The 20,666-nt window shown below is 63.8% G+C and carries 21 protein-coding genes; 8 read left to right on the top strand and 13 right to left on the bottom strand.

The genetic code is table 11. The features are described from left to right. The first annotated feature begins 138 nt into the window (after positions 1-138). The gene (locus tag DIZ22_RS10405) at positions 139-1,503 is read left to right on the top strand and encodes a methyl-accepting chemotaxis protein (RefSeq protein WP_172438601.1); all 1,365 of its coding nucleotides are present in this window, start codon (positions 139-141) and stop codon (positions 1,501-1,503) included. On the opposite strand, the gene DIZ22_RS10400 is transcribed toward DIZ22_RS10405, so the two are convergent. Beyond that, complete coding sequence (locus DIZ22_RS10400; RefSeq protein ID WP_048937327.1) at positions 1,491-2,345, bottom strand: DUF817 domain-containing protein; 855 nt, start codon at positions 2,343-2,345, stop codon at positions 1,491-1,493. The two genes, DIZ22_RS10405 and DIZ22_RS10400, sit on opposite strands and share 13 nt — an antisense overlap. A 121-nt stretch (positions 2,346-2,466) precedes the next feature. Here DIZ22_RS10400 and DIZ22_RS10395 point away from each other — a divergent pair, with 121 nt between their 5' ends. Continuing rightward, entirely contained in the window at positions 2,467-3,336 is an 870-nt protein-coding gene (locus DIZ22_RS10395; RefSeq protein ID WP_048937326.1) for a DUF3617 family protein, read from the top strand. A 60-nt stretch (positions 3,337-3,396) separates the two neighbouring features. Here the strand turns inward: DIZ22_RS10395 and DIZ22_RS10390 are convergent, their stop codons facing one another. From DIZ22_RS10390 to DIZ22_RS10360, 7 genes are all read right to left on the bottom strand, one after another. Beyond that, positions 3,397-4,443, bottom strand: a complete 1,047-nt coding sequence (locus tag DIZ22_RS10390) for a hypothetical protein (RefSeq protein WP_048937325.1) — start codon at positions 4,441-4,443, stop codon at positions 3,397-3,399. 250 nt (positions 4,444-4,693) lie between these two features. Continuing rightward, the gene (locus DIZ22_RS10385; RefSeq protein WP_010337204.1) at positions 4,694-5,539 is read right to left on the bottom strand and encodes a MoxR family ATPase; all 846 of its coding nucleotides are present in this window, start codon (positions 5,537-5,539) and stop codon (positions 4,694-4,696) included. Between the two features lie 99 nt (positions 5,540-5,638). Continuing rightward, positions 5,639-6,322 carry a hypothetical protein gene (locus DIZ22_RS10380; RefSeq protein WP_037507512.1) on the bottom strand — a complete coding sequence of 228 codons (684 nt, stop codon included), beginning with the start codon at positions 6,320-6,322 and terminating at the stop codon, positions 5,639-5,641. Between the two features lie 220 nt (positions 6,323-6,542). Then, positions 6,543-8,582 carry an RNA polymerase sigma factor RpoD gene (rpoD, locus tag DIZ22_RS10375; protein ID WP_004211766.1) on the bottom strand — a complete coding sequence of 680 codons (2,040 nt, stop codon included), beginning with the start codon at positions 8,580-8,582 and terminating at the stop codon, positions 6,543-6,545. 43 nt (positions 8,583-8,625) lie between these two features. After that, positions 8,626-10,515 carry a DNA primase gene (gene dnaG, locus DIZ22_RS10370; protein ID WP_122928169.1) on the bottom strand — a complete coding sequence of 630 codons (1,890 nt, stop codon included), beginning with the start codon at positions 10,513-10,515 and terminating at the stop codon, positions 8,626-8,628. A gap of 4 nt (positions 10,516-10,519) precedes the next feature. Beyond that, on the bottom strand, positions 10,520-10,921 hold the full coding sequence (locus DIZ22_RS10365) for an endonuclease domain-containing protein (RefSeq protein ID WP_080993551.1): 402 nt from the start codon (positions 10,919-10,921) through the stop codon (positions 10,520-10,522). A 77-nt stretch (positions 10,922-10,998) separates the two neighbouring features. Next, on the bottom strand, positions 10,999-11,451 hold the full coding sequence (locus tag DIZ22_RS10360) for a GatB/YqeY domain-containing protein (RefSeq protein WP_004211770.1): 453 nt from the start codon (positions 11,449-11,451) through the stop codon (positions 10,999-11,001). A gap of 153 nt (positions 11,452-11,604) precedes the next feature. On the opposite strand from DIZ22_RS10360, the gene carA reads away from it, so the two are divergent. From carA to DIZ22_RS10330, 6 genes are all read left to right on the top strand, one after another. After that, complete coding sequence (carA, locus tag DIZ22_RS10355; RefSeq protein ID WP_122928168.1) at positions 11,605-12,783, top strand: glutamine-hydrolyzing carbamoyl-phosphate synthase small subunit; 1,179 nt, start codon at positions 11,605-11,607, stop codon at positions 12,781-12,783. Further along, positions 12,780-13,148, top strand: a complete 369-nt coding sequence (locus tag DIZ22_RS10350) for a ribonuclease E inhibitor RraB (protein ID WP_010337196.1) — start codon at positions 12,780-12,782, stop codon at positions 13,146-13,148. The genes carA and DIZ22_RS10350 overlap by 4 nt, the downstream gene beginning before the upstream one ends. Continuing rightward, positions 13,148-13,522, top strand: coding sequence for a hypothetical protein (locus DIZ22_RS10345; protein ID WP_122928167.1), 375 nt, complete (start codon positions 13,148-13,150; stop codon positions 13,520-13,522). The genes DIZ22_RS10350 and DIZ22_RS10345 overlap by 1 nt, the downstream gene beginning before the upstream one ends. A 1-nt stretch (position 13,523) precedes the next feature. Then, on the top strand, positions 13,524-16,859 hold the full coding sequence (gene carB, locus DIZ22_RS10340; RefSeq protein ID WP_048937320.1) for a carbamoyl-phosphate synthase large subunit: 3,336 nt from the start codon (positions 13,524-13,526) through the stop codon (positions 16,857-16,859). Positions 16,860-16,940: 81 nt separating this feature from the next. Further along, positions 16,941-17,417: a transcription elongation factor GreA gene (greA, locus tag DIZ22_RS10335; protein WP_004211784.1), complete on the top strand. Its 477-nt coding sequence runs from the start codon at positions 16,941-16,943 to the stop codon at positions 17,415-17,417. 4 nt (positions 17,418-17,421) lie between these two features. Beyond that, positions 17,422-18,081, top strand: coding sequence for a rhomboid family intramembrane serine protease (locus DIZ22_RS10330; protein ID WP_048937319.1), 660 nt, complete (start codon positions 17,422-17,424; stop codon positions 18,079-18,081). Between the two features lie 63 nt (positions 18,082-18,144). Here the strand turns inward: DIZ22_RS10330 and DIZ22_RS10325 are convergent, their stop codons facing one another. The 5 genes from DIZ22_RS10325 to DIZ22_RS10305 all read right to left on the bottom strand — a co-directional run bounded on the left by DIZ22_RS10325 (position 18,145) and on the right by DIZ22_RS10305 (position 20,482). Beyond that, positions 18,145-18,366: a DUF4170 domain-containing protein gene (locus tag DIZ22_RS10325; protein WP_004211788.1), complete on the bottom strand. Its 222-nt coding sequence runs from the start codon at positions 18,364-18,366 to the stop codon at positions 18,145-18,147. A gap of 104 nt (positions 18,367-18,470) precedes the next feature. Further along, a complete protein-coding gene (locus DIZ22_RS10320; protein ID WP_004211790.1) occupies positions 18,471-19,124 on the bottom strand; it encodes a hypothetical protein in 654 nt (217 codons plus the stop codon). Beyond that, positions 19,117-19,440, bottom strand: coding sequence for a hypothetical protein (locus DIZ22_RS10315; protein WP_122928166.1), 324 nt, complete (start codon positions 19,438-19,440; stop codon positions 19,117-19,119). Before DIZ22_RS10315 ends, DIZ22_RS10320 begins: the two co-directional genes overlap by 8 nt. Continuing rightward, a complete protein-coding gene (locus DIZ22_RS10310; RefSeq protein WP_048937317.1) occupies positions 19,437-19,811 on the bottom strand; it encodes a phage holin family protein in 375 nt (124 codons plus the stop codon). Before DIZ22_RS10310 ends, DIZ22_RS10315 begins: the two co-directional genes overlap by 4 nt. 65 nt (positions 19,812-19,876) lie before the next feature. Further along, positions 19,877-20,482 (bottom strand): hypothetical protein, encoded by a 606-nt coding sequence (locus tag DIZ22_RS10305; protein ID WP_122928165.1) that lies wholly within the window; start codon positions 20,480-20,482, stop codon positions 19,877-19,879. Between the last annotated feature and the right edge of the window lie 184 nt (positions 20,483-20,666).

Here is a 20,666-nt window from a genome sequence, read left to right as displayed (position 1 = left end):
TCTTGTCGGCCAGCGCGGCGGGCGATGCAAGCGTCGGGCGGATCGCATTGGCGAAATATTAAGTGTTGCGCCGCACGGTAAACAGTTCAGTATTCATTGTGACAGTTAAGTTGCGGGGGCGGCTTGGAAAACGGAGAATTGTTGGCTGACCTGGGGGAACGGTCGGGCGACATAGCATTGCAATGCAGCGAAACCGCTGGATTTCTGGGCGAAGTGAACCGCCGGATCCAGGGCGATTCGGCGCGCCTGTCGGACTTGCAGGCGAACATGCAGACGCTGACCGCCAGCCAGAATGAGAGCGTGGCGGCGGCCCAGGAACTGAGCCTCACCGCCGGGCGCGCCGGGCGCATCATTGCCGAGGGGCATGATGTCATCACCCTGTCGCTGGGCGAGGTGGCGGGGCTGGTCGAACATGTCACCGGCCTTGAAGGCCATCTGCGCCAGTTCCTGCAGGTGATCGAGGCGGTGGGCGGCATTTCCGATCAGCTTGGCACGATCGCCCGCCAGACCCGCCTGCTGGGCGTCAACGCGGCGATCGAGGCGGCGCGCGGCGGCGAGGCGACGATGGGCTTTGCCGTGGTGGCGGAGGAAATCCGCCGGCTGGCCGAACAGGCGGCCGAATCCTCGGCCTCGGTCGGCAGCAAGCTTGGCCAGCTCGACCGCGATGCCCGGCATCTGATCGGCGGGGTGGAGGCGAATATCCAGCGCGGCCGCGACGTCGGCACCCATATCGACCAACTGCGCTTGTCGATGGCGGAAATCGCCTCGCTCGTGACCCAGTTCGGCGAGCGATCCAGCGCGATCGTCGCCTGCACCGACGAGGCGGACGCTCATGTCGCGGCGCTGGACCAGGGGCTGGCGCTGTTCGGCCGCTCCTCGACCGAGAGTGCGGGACGTGTCGACATGGCCCGCGACAAGATCGAGACGCTGGAGAGCCTGGCCAACGACATGCTCAACACGGCGGCGCAGAGCCGGCTGCGCACCCGCAACAGCCATTATATCGCGCTGGCCGAGGATGGCGCGGCCGAGGTTACGGCGCTGATCGAGGATGCACTGGCCCGCGGCGAATTGTCGCAACAGGCGCTGTTCGATCGCAGCCATCGACCGATCGCGGGGTCCGAACCGACCCAATATCAGACCGGTTTCACCGCCTATGCCGATCTGCGGGTGCGGCCGTTGCTCGACCGCCATACCGCGAAGGACGCGACCATCATCGGCTGCTGCCTGATCGACATGGACGGCTATCTGCCCACCCATATCAGCGCGCGCAGCCAGCCGCAGCGCATCGGCGATCCGCGTTGGAACATGGAACATGCCCGCAACCGGCAAATCTTCATGGACGCCCAGACCCGCCGCGCGCTCGACGGCGACGATGATTTCTACCTCTTCACCTATCGCCAGAATCTGGGAGAGGGGCGCTACCGGGCACTGCGCAGCGTGTTCGTGCCGCTGCGCTTCGCCGGCCGCCGCTGGGGCCTGTATGAGGTCGGCTATCTGATCTGATCCACCCGCCTTATGCCGTGGATCAGCGAGACCAGCACGAAGGAGATGATCATCAGCAGATACCAGGCGCCCAGTTTCATCAGGCTGACCATCTCCCAGCCATGGCGCTGGCTGGGGTAGGTCCAGGCATTGGAGAAGGTGCCGATATTCTCCGCCAGCCAGATGAATAGCGCGACCAGGAAGAAGCCGAGCAGCAGCGGCATCCGCCGTGCTTCCCGCCAGGGCGTGAACCAGATCCAGGTTCGCCCAAACAGCAGGATGGCGGCGGCGAACAGGGCGATCCGCACATCGGGCAGCCAGTGATGGGCGAAGAAATTGACATAGATGGCGCTCGCCAGCAGCACCGTCGCCCAGACCGGCGGATAGCGGCTGAACCCGAAGTCGAAGATGCGCCAGACCCGCGCGATATAGCTGCCGACGGCGGCATACATGAAGCCGGAAAAGAGCGGAACGGCGCCGATATGGAGCAGGCTGGCCTCCGGATAGACCCAGCTTCCCGCATGGGTCTTGAACAATTCCATGATCGTGCCGATCAGGTGGAAGGCGCAGATCACCAGTGCCTCGCGCGGACTTTCCAGCCGCAGGGCCAGCATCGCGATCTGGATCGCGACTGCGGCCAGGGTCAGGAAATCATAGCGATGCAGCGGCGCGCCGGCGGGATAGAAAAGATGGGTCGCGAGCAGCAGCGCCAGCATCAGTCCGCCGAACAGGCAGGCCCAGCCCTGTTTGAAGCCGAACAGCAGGAACTCATAGGCCCAGGCGCGCGGCCCCGCCGCGACGCGGACCGATTCCAGATGGGCGCGTATCCGCGCAAAGCGGGTCGCGCCCGTGGGGTCGTTCATGTCCCGATGTCTAGCGCGCCATGGCCCGGACGCCAATCATTCCGGCCCCGACGAAAGGGCTTTGCAGCGCGCGCATGATCGTTAAGCTGACGGAACGACAAAAAATGAGGAGAGGCTGCCGATGGCGGGACGGCGATGGACGCGGGGTGTGGCTTTGGCGCTGCTCGGCGCGTCGGGCGCGGCGCTGGGGACCGATACGCCCCAGCAGGCCCAGGACGAGATCGTCGTGATCGCCGCCCGGATGAAGATCATCAACATCGAATATGCGCTTCGTGGCCCCTGGCTCAAGGCCTGCAATCTCGACGGGACGACCGGCACGCCGGCCGCCGACCGGGCGATCTGCATGTTGCTGCAGCAATGCCTGCTCGACGGGAAGACAAGGCGCGAAGAGGCCAAGCAATGTGTCAATGCCCGGATCGATGATCTCGCCAATCATCGGGGTACCCTGCCTGCACTGGTAAGCGAGGCCGCACTTGAAACCGCCCCTGCCGGGCAGGATGCACAAGCGGACGAAGCCGAAAAATCCGACGCGATCATCGTCACCGGCGCGCGCCATGCCATCAATCCTGGCCTGTGGCGCTTTACCGAGATCGGGACCTATGTAAGCAGCATATCCGGACATCATCCTCCCGGCACCCGCCAGTGGGAGGCGTGCATCCCCGATCGCCGCGATGATCTGGCGATCCGCTATGCCGTGGAGGGGCCACCTCTGCCGGCTGGGGCCGGTGGCCCGCATGGATGCCGCCAATGGCGGGTCACTGTGTCAGGGCGAAAATTCGAGGGGCGACTATATTGCGGCCGTGCGCATGGCGGCTTTTCCTATGGCAGGATGAACGGAACGGTCACGGGCGATGCGCTGGAGGCATCTGCCGAACACAAGACTGTTGGCGGACGGGGGCCGCGCGGCAAGGGCCCCGAGAAGCCGCGCTTCTTCGGCAGCCTGAAGACCGAATTGTCGGGGGAACGCGTCGGCGTGTGCCCCGGCCGCTGATCGGAAGCGAAAGGGCGCTCCGGATAATGTCCGGAGCGCCCAGGATTTTCTAAAACCGCCTCAGTTGGGCTTGCGCGCGCCCTGGCTGATCGTAACCTCGCCATTGGCGGCATAAAGTGCCGTGGCTTCGGCCTGGGCGGTCTGGGGATCCTTGCCGTCCAGGATCGCGGCGATCTGGCGGCCGCTCGGCACCTTGTCATAGACGCCGTAAAGGTCGGTCTGGCCGACCATATGGATCGACAGTTGATAGCCAAGGTCGCGGGTGGCGGGATCGAAGGCGAGGACAGTGCCGCTATCGTCGACCGGCACGATGATCGCGCCATCGCTGCGCCCCGTCTGCTGCAGCATGTCATAGCTGCCCTGTGCGGTCTGGACGGTGCCGCGAATGCACAGATTATCCTTGCCCTCGCGCGGGATGCGGACCTCCTGCGGCACGGGCTGGCCGGCGGTGCCGCTGGGCACGGCCTTGGTCAGGCGGGCGTCGCTGCCATCGCCGGTCGGGCAGGCACCGAAGCTGGCCGGGCTGGTCGCGTGAAGGCTTGTCGCATCGTCGAATTTCAGGCCGGCCAGCATGCCGTCCAACCCGGCCAGCACTTCGGCGCGGCGTTCGGTCGGCCCGGTGACGCGCAGCTTCACCATCCAGCGCCCGGCATGGGCGAAGGCGGCCGCCGTCGTCAGCGCGCCATCGGCGGCATCGTCATAGACGGCGCGGATCGCCGTGCCCGCGCGGCCGCCGGCGGCGACGCTGTCATAAGCGGTGCGATGGGTCTTGCCGCCGAACCGCTCCATAACCGCCTTGTCGGTCATGTAAGCGGCGAGTGAAGCGTCGGCATAGGTGGGCAGATAGACATAGAGGGTCGCCTGGATGGCGCCATCCTGCGAAATATATTGGGCGTAATTGTCGATGCCCTTGCCGCCGTTCGATACTTCGCCGCTCTTGGTCAACGACAGGCTGGCGACCGTCTGCGGCAGGCTGATGCCGGCGGCGGTGGCACGTATGGCAGTATCACTGGGCGTCCATGCCTCGATATCGTCCGCAGCCTGCGCCAGCGAGGGCAGAGCCAGGCAGAGGGCCATCGAACATAGGAACAACGCACGTCGGGGCATTGGCATCCTCTCTCTCGATCCAGACCGTCTTGGCGCGGCCTTGAATGACAGAGGATCAGAAAATCACGGATTCCGCAGGGGCGCAAGCCGCCTTCACGCCGGCGGGGCCATTTGCCCCGGAAATCGCGACAATTGCGGGCCGTGACAGGTCCATTGCGGCGCAGCATCGGTGGGGATGACGCCTTCGGCCACGACCAGGCCGGGTTCGCCCAATGTCAGGAGCGCGATTCGGCCAGGCTGGCCGGCGGCCTCAGCGCCCCTGGCGCCGCGCCATGAAGGCCAGGCGCTCGAACATCATGATGTCCTGCTCATTCTTGAGCAGCGCGCCGTGCAGCGGCGGGATCGCCTTGGTCGGGTCGGCATTCTGCAGCACGTCGAGCGGCATATCCTCGTTCAGCAGCAGCTTCAGCCAGTCGAGCAATTCACTGGTGCTGGGCTTCTTCTTGAGACCGGGCACCTCGCGAATGTCGTAAAAAATGTCCATTGCCCGGCTGACCAGCATCTTCTGGATGCCGGGGAAATGGACATCGACGATCGCCTGCATCGTCTCGCGATCCGGGAACTTGATATAGTGGAAGAAACAGCGACGCAGGAAGGCGTCGGGCAATTCCTTCTCGTTGTTCGAGGTGATGATGACGACCGGCCGTTCCTTGGCCGCGACCGTCTCGCCGGTCTCATAGACATGGAAGGCCATGCGATCGAGTTCCTGCAACAGGTCGTTGGGAAATTCGATATCGGCCTTGTCGATCTCGTCGATCAGCAGGACGGGCAGGGTGGGGGAGGTGAAGGCCTCCCATAGCTTGCCCTTGCGGATATAGTTGGCGATGTCGTGGACCCGCTCGTCACCCAGCTGGCCGTCACGCAGGCGGGCAACCGCATCATATTCATACAGGCCCTGATGCGCCTTGGTCGTCGACTTGACGTTCCATTCGATGAGGGGGGCGTTAATGGCCTTGGCGATTTCCTGGGCCAGCACGGTCTTGCCGGTGCCCGGTTCGCCCTTCACCAGCAGCGGCCGGCGCAGCAGCACCGCGGCATTGACCGCGACCTTCAGATCGTCGGTGGCGACATAATCCTGGGTGCCCTCAAAGCGCATGGCTCTCTTCCGCTCCATCATTGCTGGAGGACCGGACTAGGCAAAGCGGGATTGGGGCGCAACGCGTTTGTGCGTTGCGGCAAGCGGTGGGGCGATGGATCAGTCCTGCTGTTGCCGGCGGATGGCGGCGCGCGCCTCCAGCACATCCCACAGACCGCGATGCTGGGCCAGCAGCTGGCGCATGCCGAACTGGATCGCGCGATCAACGGCCGGATCGCCACCAATGGCGCGCGCCACGTCCAGCGTTGCCCGATGATCGGGCAAAGAGCAGGGAACCGGTTCGATGCCCGCACGAAGCGCGGCAATGTCCAGCAGCTTGCGCACGGCGCGCCAGTCCAGCACCAGCGCGATCGCTGCGCCCATGGCGCAACCGCGCCGGTCGGACTGGGCCAGCATGTCGAGCGCATGGCGCTGCTGACTGACGATGGTTTCGCAACTGCTCTGGCCCGCCGTGCTGGGGGCGGGGCCAGCAGCCACGGTGACCTGGGTCAGATAGGCGCGCTCCCGCGCAAAGGCGTCGGCGGCCTCGATCAGCCAGCGGCGCGCGGCATTGTCGACCGAGCGGGTGGCGGCATGGTCGATCACGCCGGGATGGCGACCATGGAGCAGGCAGAGATAATAAGCGGCATCGGCAAGGTCGGGCAGGCCAAGGCCATCGCGCGAGCGGGCATCCTGGCTCGCCTGGGCCAGATAGCTGTGGCTATAGCTGCCATCGGCCCGAACCAACATGTCCAGGATTTGCGCAATATCGTCGCCCCGGCGCAGCGCCGTCACTTCGCTCATAGAAATTTCCCTGTGGCAACGGCGTAAGGGGCGCCGCTGGGTATAATTTAGGGCATGGTGCGTAAACGCCGGGTTAAACTTGTCGCTTCGGCTGGTCGCAAATGTGGCACCAATGGTCTAGGCCGTTATGGTTAACAAATGATGCTATCGTCTTGAAAAACAAAAGGCCCGGCTGGAATGTCCGGCCGGGCCCTTGTTTGAAGCGATAATCTGACCGGATTTACTGGTCCAGGAAGCTGCGCATCTTGCGGCTGCGGCTGGGGTGCTTCAGCTTGCGCAGCGCCTTCGCCTCGATCTGGCGGATACGCTCGCGGGTCACGCTGAACTGCTGGCCCACTTCCTCCAGCGTATGGTCGGTGTTCATGCCGATGCCGAAGCGCATGCGCAGTACGCGTTCCTCGCGCGGGGTCAGGCTGGCAAGGACGCGGGTAACCGTTTCCTTGAGGTTCGCCTGGATCGCGGCATCCACCGGGATGATCGCATTCTTGTCCTCGATGAAGTCGCCCAGATGGCTGTCTTCCTCGTCGCCGATCGGCGTTTCGAGCGAGATCGGCTCCTTGGCGATCTTCATCACCTTGCGCACCTTTTCGAGCGGCATCGACAGGCGCTCGGCCATTTCCTCCGGCGTGGGCTCACGGCCCTGCTCGTGCAGGAACTGGCGGCTGGTACGGACCAGCTTGTTGATCGTTTCGATCATGTGGACCGGGATACGGATGGTCCGCGCCTGATCCGCGATCGAACGGGTGATCGCCTGACGGATCCACCAGGTCGCATAGGTGCTGAACTTGTAGCCGCGGCGATATTCGAACTTATCGACTGCCTTCATCAGGCCGATATTGCCTTCCTGGATAAGGTCCAGGAACTGCAGACCGCGGTTCGTGTACTTCTTCGCGATGGAGATGACGAGGCGCAGGTTCGCCTCGACCATTTCCTTCTTGGCGATGCGCGCCTCACGCTCGCCCTTCTGCACCATGTTCACGATGCGGCGGAATTCGCTGAGCGACATGCCGGTCGCCTGGGCGATCTCGCTCACTTCGTTGCGGATGCGCTCGACCGCGCGGCCTTCGGCAGCGGCAAAGGCGGCCCATTTCTTGTCGAGGCCCTGCACCTTTTCCAGCCAGGCATCGTCCAGTTCATGGCCCATATAGCGCTCGAGGAAGTCCTTGCGGCTGACCTTGTGGCGCTCGGCCAGACGCAGCATCTGACCACCCAGCGCGGTCAGGCGCCGGTTATAGGCATAGAGCTGGTCGACCAGATATTCGATCTTCTGCTGGTGGAACTGGACGCTCTCGACCTCGGCGGTCAGCTGCTCGCGCAGCTCATGATAGCTGTCCTCGGCCTTCTGGCTCAGGCTCTCGCCGTTCGCCATGGCGACCATGCGCGATTCCTGGGCCTTGGAGAAGGCGCGGAAGATTTCGGTGATGGTCGCAAACTTCTCTAGCGCCATCGGCTTCAAAGTCTCTTCCATCTGGGCGAGGGACAGGGTGTTGTCCTCTTCCTCGTCCTCCTCGCGACGGGCGCGGGGCGCACCATCCTCGTCCTCGTCGCCGTCGGCGGATTCCTCCTCCGGCTCTTCCTCTTCCTTGAAGCTGGGGCCAGCGGTCTTCTCGCTGATCTCGCCATCATCATCCTCGGCGCCTTCCTCCATATTTTCAGGAGCAGGATCCTTGGACAGCATGGCGTCGAGATCGAGGATCTCGCGCAGCTGCATCTCGCCATTGTTGAGCGCGGTCGACCATTCGATGATCGCGTTGAAGGTGGTCGGGCTTTCGCACAGACCCAGGATCATCGTGTCGCGGCCGGCCTCGATGCGCTTGGCGATGGCGATTTCGCCCTCGCGGCTGAGCAGTTCGACGGCGCCCATTTCGCGCAGATACATGCGCACGGGATCGTCGGTGCGATCGACCGTTTCCTTCTTTTTCTCGGTGACGAGCTTGGGGCCGTCATCGTCGCTCGAATCATCGTCGGCGTCGTCGGCTTCCTCGCGCTCGCGCTGCTCGTCGCCGTCTTCGCTCGCCTCTTCATTCTCGACGATGTTGACGCCCATCTCGTTGAGCGCCGACATGATGTCCTCGATCTGCTCGGAGGACATCTGGTCCTGCGGCAGGGCATCGTTCAGTTCGTCATAGGTGATGTAGCCGCGCTTCTTCGCGCGGGCGATCAGCTTCTTGACGGACGCTTCGTTGAGGTCGAGCAGGGGGGCATCGCCATCCTCGCCATCGCCCATCCCGCCATTCTTGCTGTTCGCCTTGGTCGCCATCTATTCGCCTTAACTCCGTCGTCCCGACAGGAACGAGCCTCAATCAAACAATGTCTTCGGACTGCGCCAGTTCCGCCAGGCGGCTGTCGTGATCGGCTTTCAGCGCGCGGACGCGCTGCTGTTCAGCGAAATTCTCTTCGCTGAAGTCGCTCTCGAACCGTCTAGTAGCCTCCGTCAGCGCCGTTTCCAGCTCCGGTCCTTGCGCCATCACCCGGATGGCCTCGTCCAGGTCGCGTTGCACGCGACTGGGGTCGGTTGTCATCCTATGTGGGGTGAATGTGAACGTATCGGCCCGGAGCATCCCCTTAGCCATATTATACAAGTCACCTTGCCCCAATATGGTAAGGAGGGCCTGCGTTTCAACTGTTTCTTTGCGGAAGGATGCGGCGATCATCGCATCCAGCAATCGCGCCAGCGCGGGATCACCGATTCGCAGGCCTGACAGCGTCTCGCGGTGCAGGACAATCTGCTCCGGATCGCGCAGCAGGCTGGCCAATATCGCCCGCAGCAGCCGATGTTCCATGCCGCTCGCGCCGATCTCCCGCGCCTCGTTGCCGGCGGGCGGGACGGGGGGCTTCCAATTGCCCTTCTTGTCGCGCTGCCAGCCGGCGCGGCTGCCACCGCCACCGGAGCCGCGCGGGGCACGCTGGCCGCCGCCAAACCGATCCGGCCGGGCAAAGAAGAGTGCGTCATAGCGCTCCCGGAATGCCTGGGCATAGAGCGCGCGGACATCGGGATGCTGGATCGAGTCGCTATGGGCGGCCAGCCGCTGCTTGAGCGCCGCCTTCTGCTCGGGCGTGTCGAGCGGGCCGACCTTCTGCTCATGCTCCCACAGGCGATCGACCAATGGCTGGGCGCCCGCCAACACGGCGTCCATCGCGCGCGGCCCCTCGGTGCGGAGCAGGTCGTCGGGGTCTTGCCCGGCGGGCAGAGTGGCGAAGGCCAGGCTATGGCCGGGGCGCAGCAGGGGGAGGGCGCGGGTCGCCGCGCGGATCGCTGCCTTCTGCCCGGCCGCATCGCCGTCGAAGCACAATATCGGCACCTCGACCATCTTCCACAGCCGCTCGATCTGATGCTCGGTCAGCGCCGTGCCGAGCGGCGCGACCGCATCACCGAAACCGGCCTGGGCGAGCGCGATCACGTCCATATAGCCCTCGACCACGATCACCCGGCCGCTCTGCCGGCTGGCGGGGGAGGCGCGGTCGATATTGTAGAGGGTGCGCCCCTTGTCGAAGAGCGGGGTGTCGGGCGAGTTCAGATATTTGGGTTCGCCTTGGCCGATGATCCGACCGCCAAAGGCGATCACCCGTCCGCGAATATCGCGGATCGGCAGCATCAGGCGACCGCGGAACCGGTCATATGTTTCACGTTCGCCGTCAGGGTCGATGAGCAAGCCGGCCTCGACCAGCATCGGCTCGCCAAATTCCTTGAGCGCGCCTTTCAGCTTCCCGCGCGAATCCGGCGAATAGCCAAAGCCAAACGTGCGCCGGGTCGCGTCGCTGATGCCGCGCTTGGCGAGATAGGCGCGGGCGTCGCCGCCGTCGATGCTGCCAAGCTGGTCCTCGAAGAAGCTCTGCGCGGCGCCCATCGCGTCATGCAGTCCCTTGGCCTGCTCGGCGCGCTTGGCCGCGCGCGGATCGGCGGCGGGCACTTCCATGCCGGCGGTTGCCGCCAGTTCCTTCACGGCCTCCATGAAGGGCAGGCCGCGCTGGTCGGTCATCCAGCGGATCGCATCGCCATGCGCGCCGCAGCCGAAGCAGTGATAAAAGCCCTTCTCGTCGTTGATCGTGAAGCTGGGCGTCTTCTCGTTATGGAAGGGGCAGCAGGCCTTATACTCGCGGCCCGCCTTCTGCACCTTCACGGTCTTGCCGATCAACGTCGAAAGCGACGTCCGCGCGCGCAGCTCGTCCAGCCATTGGGGCGTGAGGGTCATCTAATTAAAGCCCCTCCCTTCCAAGGGAGGGGTTGGGGTGGGTGATCTTCTGCCTTTCCGGCATGGCGCGGGCACGATCCAGAATGACGCTCAGCACGCCTTCCAGATTATCCCGAATGTCGATGTTGGAGAAGCGCAAAACCAGATAGCCCTGATGTGCAAGGTCAAAGTCTCTATCTCGATCCTTGATAGCATCATGGCTATCATCATCGACTTCTATGATGAGGCCGAGGAGGGGGCAGAGAAAGTCGCAGATATAGGGTTCGATCACGGCTTGTCGGCGGAATTTGAAGCCGTCCAGCTGGGAACCGCGTAGGGCGCCCCAAAGGCGGCGTTCATATTCCGTGGGCTCGCACCGCATCTTGCGCGCAAATTGACCGAGTCTCGCATTGATGCGCAGCGCCATCACCCACCCCAACCCCTCCCTTGGAAGGGAGGGGCTATTATGTCAGTATCGCATGCGCGTGTCAGCCCGGTGCTAACTCAGCTCAGCGCCGCCTTCACCAGCCCGCTCGCCTTGCTCATGTCGATCACCGCGCCATGGCGTTCCTTGAGCACGGCCATCACCTTGCCCATGTCCTTGACGCTTTCCGCGCCGATCTCGGCCTTGATGCCCTCGATCGCGGCGCGGGTCTCGTCCTCGCTCAGCTGCGCAGGCAGGAAGGTTTCGATCACGTCCAGCTCGGCCTGTTCCTTGGCCGCCAGTTCGTCGCGGCCACCGCTCTTGAACATGTCGATCGATTCGCGGCGCTGCTTCACCATCTTCTGCAGCACCTCGACCACGACCGTGTCGTCGTCGGGCACATTGCTGGCGGTGCGCAGTTCGATGTCGCGATCCTTGAGCTTGGCCAGGATCAGGCGCACGGCGGCCAGGCGATCCTTGTCGCCGGCCTTCATGGACTCCACTTGGGCGCTCTTGATGGTGTCGCGAATCATGGGCGAATTAATCCTGTTTCTCGGGAAAGGAGTAGATATAATGCGAAAAGAGATTTTTAACAGACGTTGACCTTCACGCGTTGCGGGAATAGGTGACCGGCCGTTTAACCCGCACCAGACGGGTTCCCGCAAAAGCATAAAGGACCGCAGACCATGGCTGACGCCAAGACCCTCATTGTGCCCAAAGGAGCGACAGGGGTATTGGTTTTTGCCGATGGCTCCGCCGTCTTCGGTCGCGGCTTCGGCGCGGTCGGTGACGCGGTCGGCGAACTCTGCTTCAATACCTCGATCACCGGCTATCAGGAGATCATGACCGATCCCTCCTATGCCGGGCAGATCATCACCTTCACCTTCCCGCATATCGGCAATGTCGGCACCAATCTCGACGACGTCGAAGCCGACAGCCCCTATGCGCTCGGCTGCATCGTGCGCCAGGACGTCACCGCGCCCAGCAATTTCCGCAATGTCGAACCGTTCGACCAGTGGATGAAGGACAACGGCCGCATCGGCCTCGCCGGTGTCGATACCCGCGCACTGACTCGCATGATCCGTGAGAAGGGCGCGCCCAACGTCGTCATCGCCCATGATCCGGATGGCAATTTCGACATCGCCGCGCTCGCTGCCAAGGCGGCCGCCTGGCCCGGCCTTGAAGGCATGGACCTCGCCATCGAAGTCACGGGCAAGGCAAGCCGCCTGTGGAAGGATGGCATCTGGACCATCGGCCATGGCTATGGCCTCAATGAAGCGGGCGAGGAACGCCCCCATGTCGTCGCCATCGATTATGGCGCGAAGAACAACATCTTCCGCAATCTGGTGAAGGCCGGCGCGCGCGTCACCGTGCTGCCCGCCACCGCGACCTTCGATCAGGTCAAGGCGCTCAATCCCGACGGCGTGTTCCTGTCGAACGGTCCGGGCGATCCGGCCGCGACCGGCGAATATGCCGTGCCGGTGATCCAGCAGGTACTGGCCGCCGACATCCCCGTCTTCGGCATCTGCCTGGGCCACCAGCTGCTTGGCCTCGCCGTCGGCGCGAAGACGATCAAGATGCATCAGGGTCATCGCGGCGCCAACCATCCGGTCAAGCGCCTGTCGGACGGCCTGGTCGAGATCACCAGCATGAACCATGGCTTCGCCGTCGATGTCGACACGCTGCCGGCCAATGCGCGCTCGACCCATGTCTCGCTGTTCGACGGCAGCAATTGCGGCATCGAACTGACCGACAAGAATGCCTTTTCGGTCCAGTATCACCCCGAAGCCTCGCCCGGCCCGCAGGACAGCTTCTACCTGTTCAAGAAGTTCGTCGATGGCCTCAAGGGCGCGGTCGCGGCGTGAGCCAGAACCTGCCCCCGGTTGACGAAGCGCGCCTTGCCGCAGAGTGGGAGGCGGACCGTGAGGTTCTCGCCAACCTGAAGCGCAATGGCGACGTCGCGCGTCTCGCGCGGCCCGTGGACGTCAGCTTCCGGGGCAGCGAGAAGGATTTCGAGCGTGTCCTCACCATCGCCAGCCAGTTCGGCTTCGTCGAACTGGACCGGGAGGAGGATGAGGAAGGCGACCTGTTCCTGTTCCTGGAATGCGTGCAGCCGGTCGACGAAGCCTCGATCCGCGCGCTGACCAAGAAATGCCTCCAGATCGAAATCCTCTGCGGCGTCGAATATGACGGTTGGGGCTGCGAGGCGCAGGCGGGGGGCGTGCATTGATGGCAAACCGCGATCAGATCGAACTGGCGAAGGAAACCTTGAACGTCTTCGCTGATCGACGCGAAGATTTCGGCGATGCCCGTCATGTCCTTCATTTTATGGACGGCGGAAACTTCGAAGCGTTAGGCGCTTCGCTCCGTGAACTAGGTTACGCGGTAAAGCCGACAGTCAATGCAGATGGTATTATCGCCGAGCGACATGAAGCCATCGGCGAAGAATGGCGAACTACGACTCTGGCAGCGCTGTGCGACCTCTGTGACAGCTACGGCGTTGAATATGATGGCTGGGAGGCTGCAATGATGCGTCAACCTCCAGCGCCCGAACCATCGAAGCCAATCGGCTTTTTCCCCAAGATTTTTGGTAAGAAGAAATAAGATGCCCAAACGCACCGACATCTCCTCCATCCTCATCATCGGCGCTGGTCCGATCATCATCGGCCAGGCGTGCGAGTTCGATTATTCGGGCACGCAGGCGGTCAAGGCGCTGAAGGAAGAGGGCTATCGCATCATCCTGGTGAATTCCAACCCGGCCACCATCATGACCGACCCGGAATTTGCCGACGCGACCTATGTCGAGCCGATCACGCCCGAAATCGTGGCGAAGATCATCGAAAAGGAGCGGCCCGATGCGGTGCTGCCGACGATGGGCGGCCAGACCGCGCTCAACACGGCGCTGGCGCTGTTCAACGACGGCACGCTGGAGAAATACGGCGTCCAGATGATCGGCGCCGACGCCGAGGCGATCGACAAGGCGGAGGATCGGATCAAGTTCCGCGACGCCATGGACAAGATCGGCCTGGAATCGGCCCGCTCGCGCATCGCCCACACCATGGAAGAGGCGATGGAAGCGCTGGAGTTCACCGGCCTTCCCTCGATCATCCGTCCCAGCTTCACCATGGGCGGCACCGGCGGCGGCATCGCCTATAATCGCGACGAGTTCATGAACATCGTCCGCGGCGGCCTGGATGCTTCGCCGACCACCGAAGTCCTGATCGAGGAATCGCTCCTCGGCTGGAAGGAATATGAGATGGAAGTCGTGCGCGATCGCAACGACAATTCCATCATCATCTGCTCGATCGAGAATGTCGATCCGATGGGTGTCCACACCGGCGACTCCATCACCGTCGCGCCGGCGCTGACGCTGACCGACAAGGAGTATCAGATCATGCGCAACGCCAGCCTGGCGGTGCTGCGCGAGATCGGCGTCGAAACCGGCGGGTCCAACGTCCAGTTCGCGGTCAATCCCAAGGATGGCCGTCTGGTCGTCATCGAGATGAACCCGCGCGTGTCGCGCTCCTCGGCGCTGGCGTCGAAGGCGACCGGCTTCCCGATCGCCAAGGTCGCGGCGAAGCTGGCCGTCGGCTACACGCTCGACGAGATCGAGAATGACATTACCGGTGCGACCCCGGCCTCGTTCGAGCCGACCATCGACTATGTCGTGACCAAGATCCCGCGCTTCGCCTTTGAAAAGTTCAAGGGCGCCGAGCCGCTGCTGGGCACCGCCATGAAGTCGGTTGGCGAAGTCATGGCGATCGGCCGCAACATCCATGAATCGATGCAGAAGGCGCTGCGTGGTCTGGAAACCGGCCTGTCGGGCTTCAACCAGGTCGATCATCTGGTCGGCGCGCCCAAGGACGACATCATCGCCGCCCTGGCACAGCCGACGCCCGATCGTTTGCTGGTCGCTGCGCAAGCCCTTCGTGAAGGTCTGACCGTCGCGGAAATCCACAATATCGCCAAGTTCGATCCCTGGTTCCTGGAGCGCCTCAAGGAAATCGTCGAGGCGGAGAATGAGGTGCTGGAACACGGCCTGCCGCGCGATGCGGACGGCATGCGCCGCCTCAAGGCCATGGGCTTTTCCGACAAGCGTCTCGCCTGGCTGGCGCTCAAGTCCGCCAATCTGCGCGGCAATGAGCGCGGCGTCGCCCGCGGCAGCGGCCTGATCCACGATGCCGTCGTTGCCATGACCGGCGGCGTGACCGAGGATGAAGTGCGTAGTCTGCGCCACAAGCTGGGCGTGCGTCCGGTGTTCAAGCGCATCGACACCTGCGCCGCCGAGTTCGAGGCGAAGACGCCCTACATGTATTCGACCTATGAAGCCCCGATATTCGGCGAGCCGGAGAATGAGGCGCAGCCCAGCGACCGCAAGAAGGTCGTCATCCTGGGCGGTGGTCCCAACCGCATCGGCCAGGGCATCGAGTTCGACTATTGCTGCGTCCATGCCTGCTTTGCGCTGAGCGAAGCCGGCTATGAGACGATCATGGTCAACTGCAACCCGGAAACCGTGTCGACCGACTATGACACGTCCGACCGCCTCTATTTCGAGCCGCTGACGGCCGAAGACGTGCTGGAAATCTTGGCAGTAGAAATGTCGAAGGGGACGCTGGCGGGCGTGTTGGTGCAGTTTGGCGGCCAGACGCCGCTCAAGCTCGCACAGGCGCTGGAGGATGCCGGCATCCCGATCCTGGGCACCAGTCCGGACGCGATCGACCTGGCCGAGGATCGCGAGCGTTTCGCCGCGCTGATCGACAAGCTGAAGCTGCGCCAGCCGGCCAACGGCATTGCCCGCAGCCGCGAGGAGGCGATCGCGGTCGCCAATCGTATCGGCTATCCGGTGCTGATGCGTCCGTCCTACGTCCTTGGCGGTCGCGCCATGGAAATTGTCGACGGCCAGGCCCAGCTCGAAGAATATATCACTACCGCCGTGCAGGTGTCGGGCGACTCCCCGGTGCTGATCGACCAGTATCTGCGTGATGCGGTCGAGGTGGACGTGGACGCGCTGTGTGACGGCGACGATGTGGTCGTCGCCGGCGTGCTGCAGCATATCGAGGAAGCCGGCGTTCACTCCGGTGACTCCGCCTGCTCGCTGCCGCCCTACAGCCTGTCGGACGAGGTGATTGCCGAGATCGAGCGTCAGACCGAAGTGCTGGCCCGTGCCCTGTTGGTCCGTGGCCTGATGAACATCCAGTTCGCGGTCAAGGACGGCATCGTCTATCTGATCGAGGTCAATCCGCGCGCCAGCCGGACCGTGCCCTTCGTCGCCAAGGCGATCGGCACCCCGATCGCCAAGATCGCCTCGCGCGTCATGGCCGGTGAGAAGATCAAGGATCTGCCCAAGATCGATCGCAACGCGATCGACCATGTCGCGGTCAAGGAAGCCGTCTTCCCGTTCAACCGCTTCCCCGGCGTCGACCCCGTGCTCTCGCCGGAAATGAAGAGCACCGGCGAAGTCATGGGCATCGACAGCAATTTCGCCACCGCCTTTGCCAAGGCGCAGCTGGGTGCGGGTACCGTGCTGCCGACCAGCGGCACCGTCTTCGTCTCGGTCAAGGACAGCGACAAGCCGGTGATCCTGCCGGCGGTGCAGAAGCTGGCGGGCATGGGCTTCACCATCATCGCCACCGGCGGCACCGCCACCTATCTGGAAGGGCAGGGGATCGCCGTCGAGCATGTGAACAAGGTGGCCGAAGGCCGCCCGCACATCGTCGACCGGATCACCGATGGCGACGTGCAACTGATCTTCAACACCACCGAAGGCTGGCAGTCCCTAAAAGACAGCAAGGCGATCCGCACCAGTGCTCTACGCGCAAAGATTGCAAGTTTCACCACCGCGACCGCCAGCGTCGCTGCGGCGGACGCAATCGAGGCTTTGCGGGACCGCGCCCTTGAAGTGCGCTCGCTCCAGTCCTATTATCCTGGGTCGCACGCCTGATCCCCTTCACCAGGAAGCATGCTGCGGGTGGCGCCACGTTCGGCGCCGCCAAAGGGAAGTTTTGACGAAGGATTTGCAATAATGGCGACCGTCGAGAAGATGCCGATGCTGCAGGTGGGCTATGACAAGCTCAATGCGCAGCTCCGCGAGCTGAAGGCCGAGCGCCCTCTGATCGTGGACGCCATCGAGGAAGCTCGTGCCCACGGCGACCTGTCGGAAAATGCCGAATATCACGCCGCCAAGGAACGGCAGGGGCAGGTCGAGGCAACGATTTCCGACCTGGAAGACAAGCTGTCGCGCGCCCAGATCATCGATCCGACCACCCTGTCGGGTAACAAGATCGTGTTCGGCGCGACCGTGACCCTGCTGGACGAGGACGACAAGCCGGTCAAATATCAGATCGTGGGCCAGGCCGAGGCGGATGCCAAGGCGGGCATGATCAGCTATAACAGCCCGCTGGGCCGTGCGCTGATCGGCCGCGAGGTCGGTGACGAGGTGGAAGTGTCGGTCCCGTCGGGCGACAAATTCTACCTGGTCGACAAGATCGCGTTCATCTGATCCCGTGAAACTGCCTGCCGGACGCACGACCAACGCGATCGCGCTGGTCACGTTCGTTCTGTTCCTGTTGCTGCTGGCAACCGGGCAGATCGACAATGCGGCCTTGCTGGGCGGGTTCATGCCCGCCCGCATTGGTAACCCCGGCTTGCTGGACGGCATGGCGGCGGTGCCGTGGTGGCTGACGCCGCTCAGTTGCACCTTCGTCCATGCCGGCTGGCTGCATGTCGGCTTCAACCTGCTGATGCTGCTTTTCTGCGGGCGGCAGGTCGAACATGTGCTGGGCCGCACCGGCACGCTGATCCTCTATGTCGCCGGCGCCTATGCCGCCTGCTTCGCCCAATGGGCGATCACGCCGGAATCGATCAATCCGATGGTCGGGGCGAGTGGCGCGATTTCCGCGATCATCGCCACCTATGCGCTGCTTTACAGCCAGCAACAGGTGCGGCGGATCGGGCCGTTGTCGGCCAATTTCGTGCGGGTGCTGTGGCTGGCGGCCGCCTGGATCGCGATCCAGTTGATGATCGGCGTGGCGACGGCGGGGGGATTGGGCGATCTGGGTCAGATCGCGATTGCCGCGCATATTGGCGGCTTCCTGGCAGGGCTAGCCCTGACCCGGCCCTTGCTGCGCTGGCGGTTCCGCAAACGGCCCCAGGCTATCAATTGATCGTTCGATAATATGTGTTCGGGCGAAACCGGGGCATGATCCGGTCTCGCCCGAAACGGGTCATCAGGCTGCCGGCAGCTCAGGCTCCAGCAGGCGGTGCAGATGGACGATCACATAGCGCATTTCGGCGTCATCGACGGTGCGCTGCGCCGCGCCGCGCCAGGCCTTTTCGGCCGAGGCATAGTCAGGGAAGACGCCAACCAGGTCGACCTTGCTGAGGTCCTGGAATTCCAGCGTCTGCGGGTTGGTTACGCGGCCGCCCATCACCAGATGCATCTTGCTCATGGCGTTATATGTTCTCCTTTGACTGATCGCGGTGCCTTAGCATCGTCCCTGCGATCCGCCAAGGAAAGCGGCCTTTGTGTCGATTGCGTTTGCGGCAATCGCGATTAGCTTTTCGGCAATCGCGCCTTGATCGCGTCGCCCAGCGCCTCGACGCGGGTGGAAACGAGCGCGACCAGTTCGTCCGCCAGCTTCGATGCCTTGCCGCCAAGATCGGCCGATGCCGCGGCGTCACGGGCCGCTGCAGCGGTGTCGCTTGCGCTTTCCTTGGCGCTCGACAGCGCATGGCTGGCCGTTTCGCGGGCCTTGCTCAGCACTTCGCCGGCATTGTCCCGCGCACTCGCCAGTGCTTCGCCAGCATTATGGCGCAGCGACTCGCTATTCTCGCTCGCGGCGGTGCGGGCAGTGGCGGCCGCCTCCAGCACGCGGGCGCCGGCGGTGGCGGCCAGACCCGGCAACGCCTTCATCACCTTACGGCTCTTGGGGAACATCCAGGCGATGACCGCGCCTGCCGCCACCGCGCCGGCCACAGCCGCAACCGGATGCTCCTGAATGATCTCGTTGGCGCGGGCAGCGACACGCTGGCCCCGGTCGCGCGCGTCGCCATAGGCTTCACTCGCCTTGTCCTTGCCGGTCTGGATCAGTTCGCCGGCGCTTTCGCGCGCCTTGCCGGTGCTGTCCTTGATCATGTCGGTTGCGCTGCCGGCGGCGTCATTGGCCGCTTCGCGGACGCGGGTCAGTTGGGCGCGGATGTCAGCCATCATCAATCTCCGAAATTTCCGTGTTACGGTTCCTCAGTCGAACGAACAGGCGTCCGAAAAGTGCCGTGAGGGGGCGGCGGAAGAGAAACAGGACGATGCCGGTTGCCGCCGCGCCGGTTGCAACCGGCCGCTGGCGCACCTTGGCACCGACATAGGCGACGCCGTCGAGCGCAGTCGTCGTGATCTTCGCCTCGAAATCGGCCTTCAGCCGATCGGGTGCGATCCGCGCCTGGGCATCGGCAAGGCTCAGGACCGCCTTGCTGCGCAGATGCACCGCGCGTTCGGTCGCTTCGCGATAGGCCTGTTCCCGGCTCATGACTTGATCGTCTTCAACATATGGCTGATCTGTCCCTTGGCCAGCAGCAGCAGCAGGACGGCGATCAGTACAGCGCCGCCGAACACCGCCAGCGTTGCCCAGAGCGGCCCGATCGTCGCTGACAGCGCAATCACCAATCCGATCAACAGGGTCACGATCGCTGCGAACAGCAGCATCAACGCCACGATCCCCAGGATAGCGGCATTGCGGATGCCGGCGCCAGCAATGCCGGCGCGCAGCTTCTGGCGCTCGACCTCCGCCTGCGCATAGGCGCGGCCATCGGTGTAGAGGCGGGCGAATGTCGCGCGGACAGACTCCTCATTCCCCTCGGTCTGCGGCGTTGCCACCGTATCCGCTGGTTCCTGCGTCAATTGCCCCTCCGCCCCGTGAACCGGGGCCTGCGGTTAGCCGTCACGATAATCCTGTCTTGCGTTCGTCAGGCGTCGCTGTCGGACGATCCTTTGGCAAGGCGCATCAGCACAAAGCCGACCACGGCGGCCGCGCCGATGGCAACGGCCGGGCTCTTGCGCACGAAATCACGCGCCTCGGTCATCAACTGGTCCACGTCCTTGCTATCCAGCGTATCTGCAGCACTGGCCACCGATTCCGCTGCCTGGCGGGCATAATCGCCATATTGCGGGCCGAGCTTCGCATCGACCGTGCCGGCGGTGTCTGCAATCAGCTTCGACAGGCTCTGCATGGCCGAACCGGTCTTGTCCTTGGCACTGCTCGCCGCAGACTTTGCGGTCTTGCCGGCCTGCTCCTTGATCGGGTCGATATGCGCCTTCCAATCGACCGAATTGATCTTGTCGGTCGCGGCCTTGGCGGCCTTTTCGGCTTGCGCCTTGATCGGGGCGATCTGCGCGAACCAGCCATGGGTGGCCCCGTTTCCGGGCTTTGCGGGCGCCTTGCGGGTGGCGGCCTTCTTCACCGGCGCGGCCTTGACGGCCGGGGTGGAGGCCTTGGTCGACGCCGGCTTCGCCTTGGCGGCAACCGCCTTCTTCACGCGCTTGACGGGCGGGGTTTCCGGGTTGTCGGCCATTGTCCAAAGTCTCCCTAAAGCTCAACCTCATGGTCCCGCGCGGGGCGGGCTGTCATGATCCTAATGCTTGGCGGCGGCCTACAGTTCCGGCGCCGTTACTATTTTGAGCATCGGCATTTTTTGTCCGATGGCAAGTCCCCCGGATTGCCAAGTTTGGGGCTGCTGGCTAAGCGGGGCCGCGAAA

The sequence above is a fragment of the Sphingobium sp. LF-16 genome, assembly GCF_003711185.1.
Lineage (GTDB): Bacteria > Pseudomonadota > Alphaproteobacteria > Sphingomonadales > Sphingomonadaceae > Sphingobium > Sphingobium yanoikuyae_A.
This window is presented reverse-complemented; position numbering and strand designations above follow the sequence as displayed.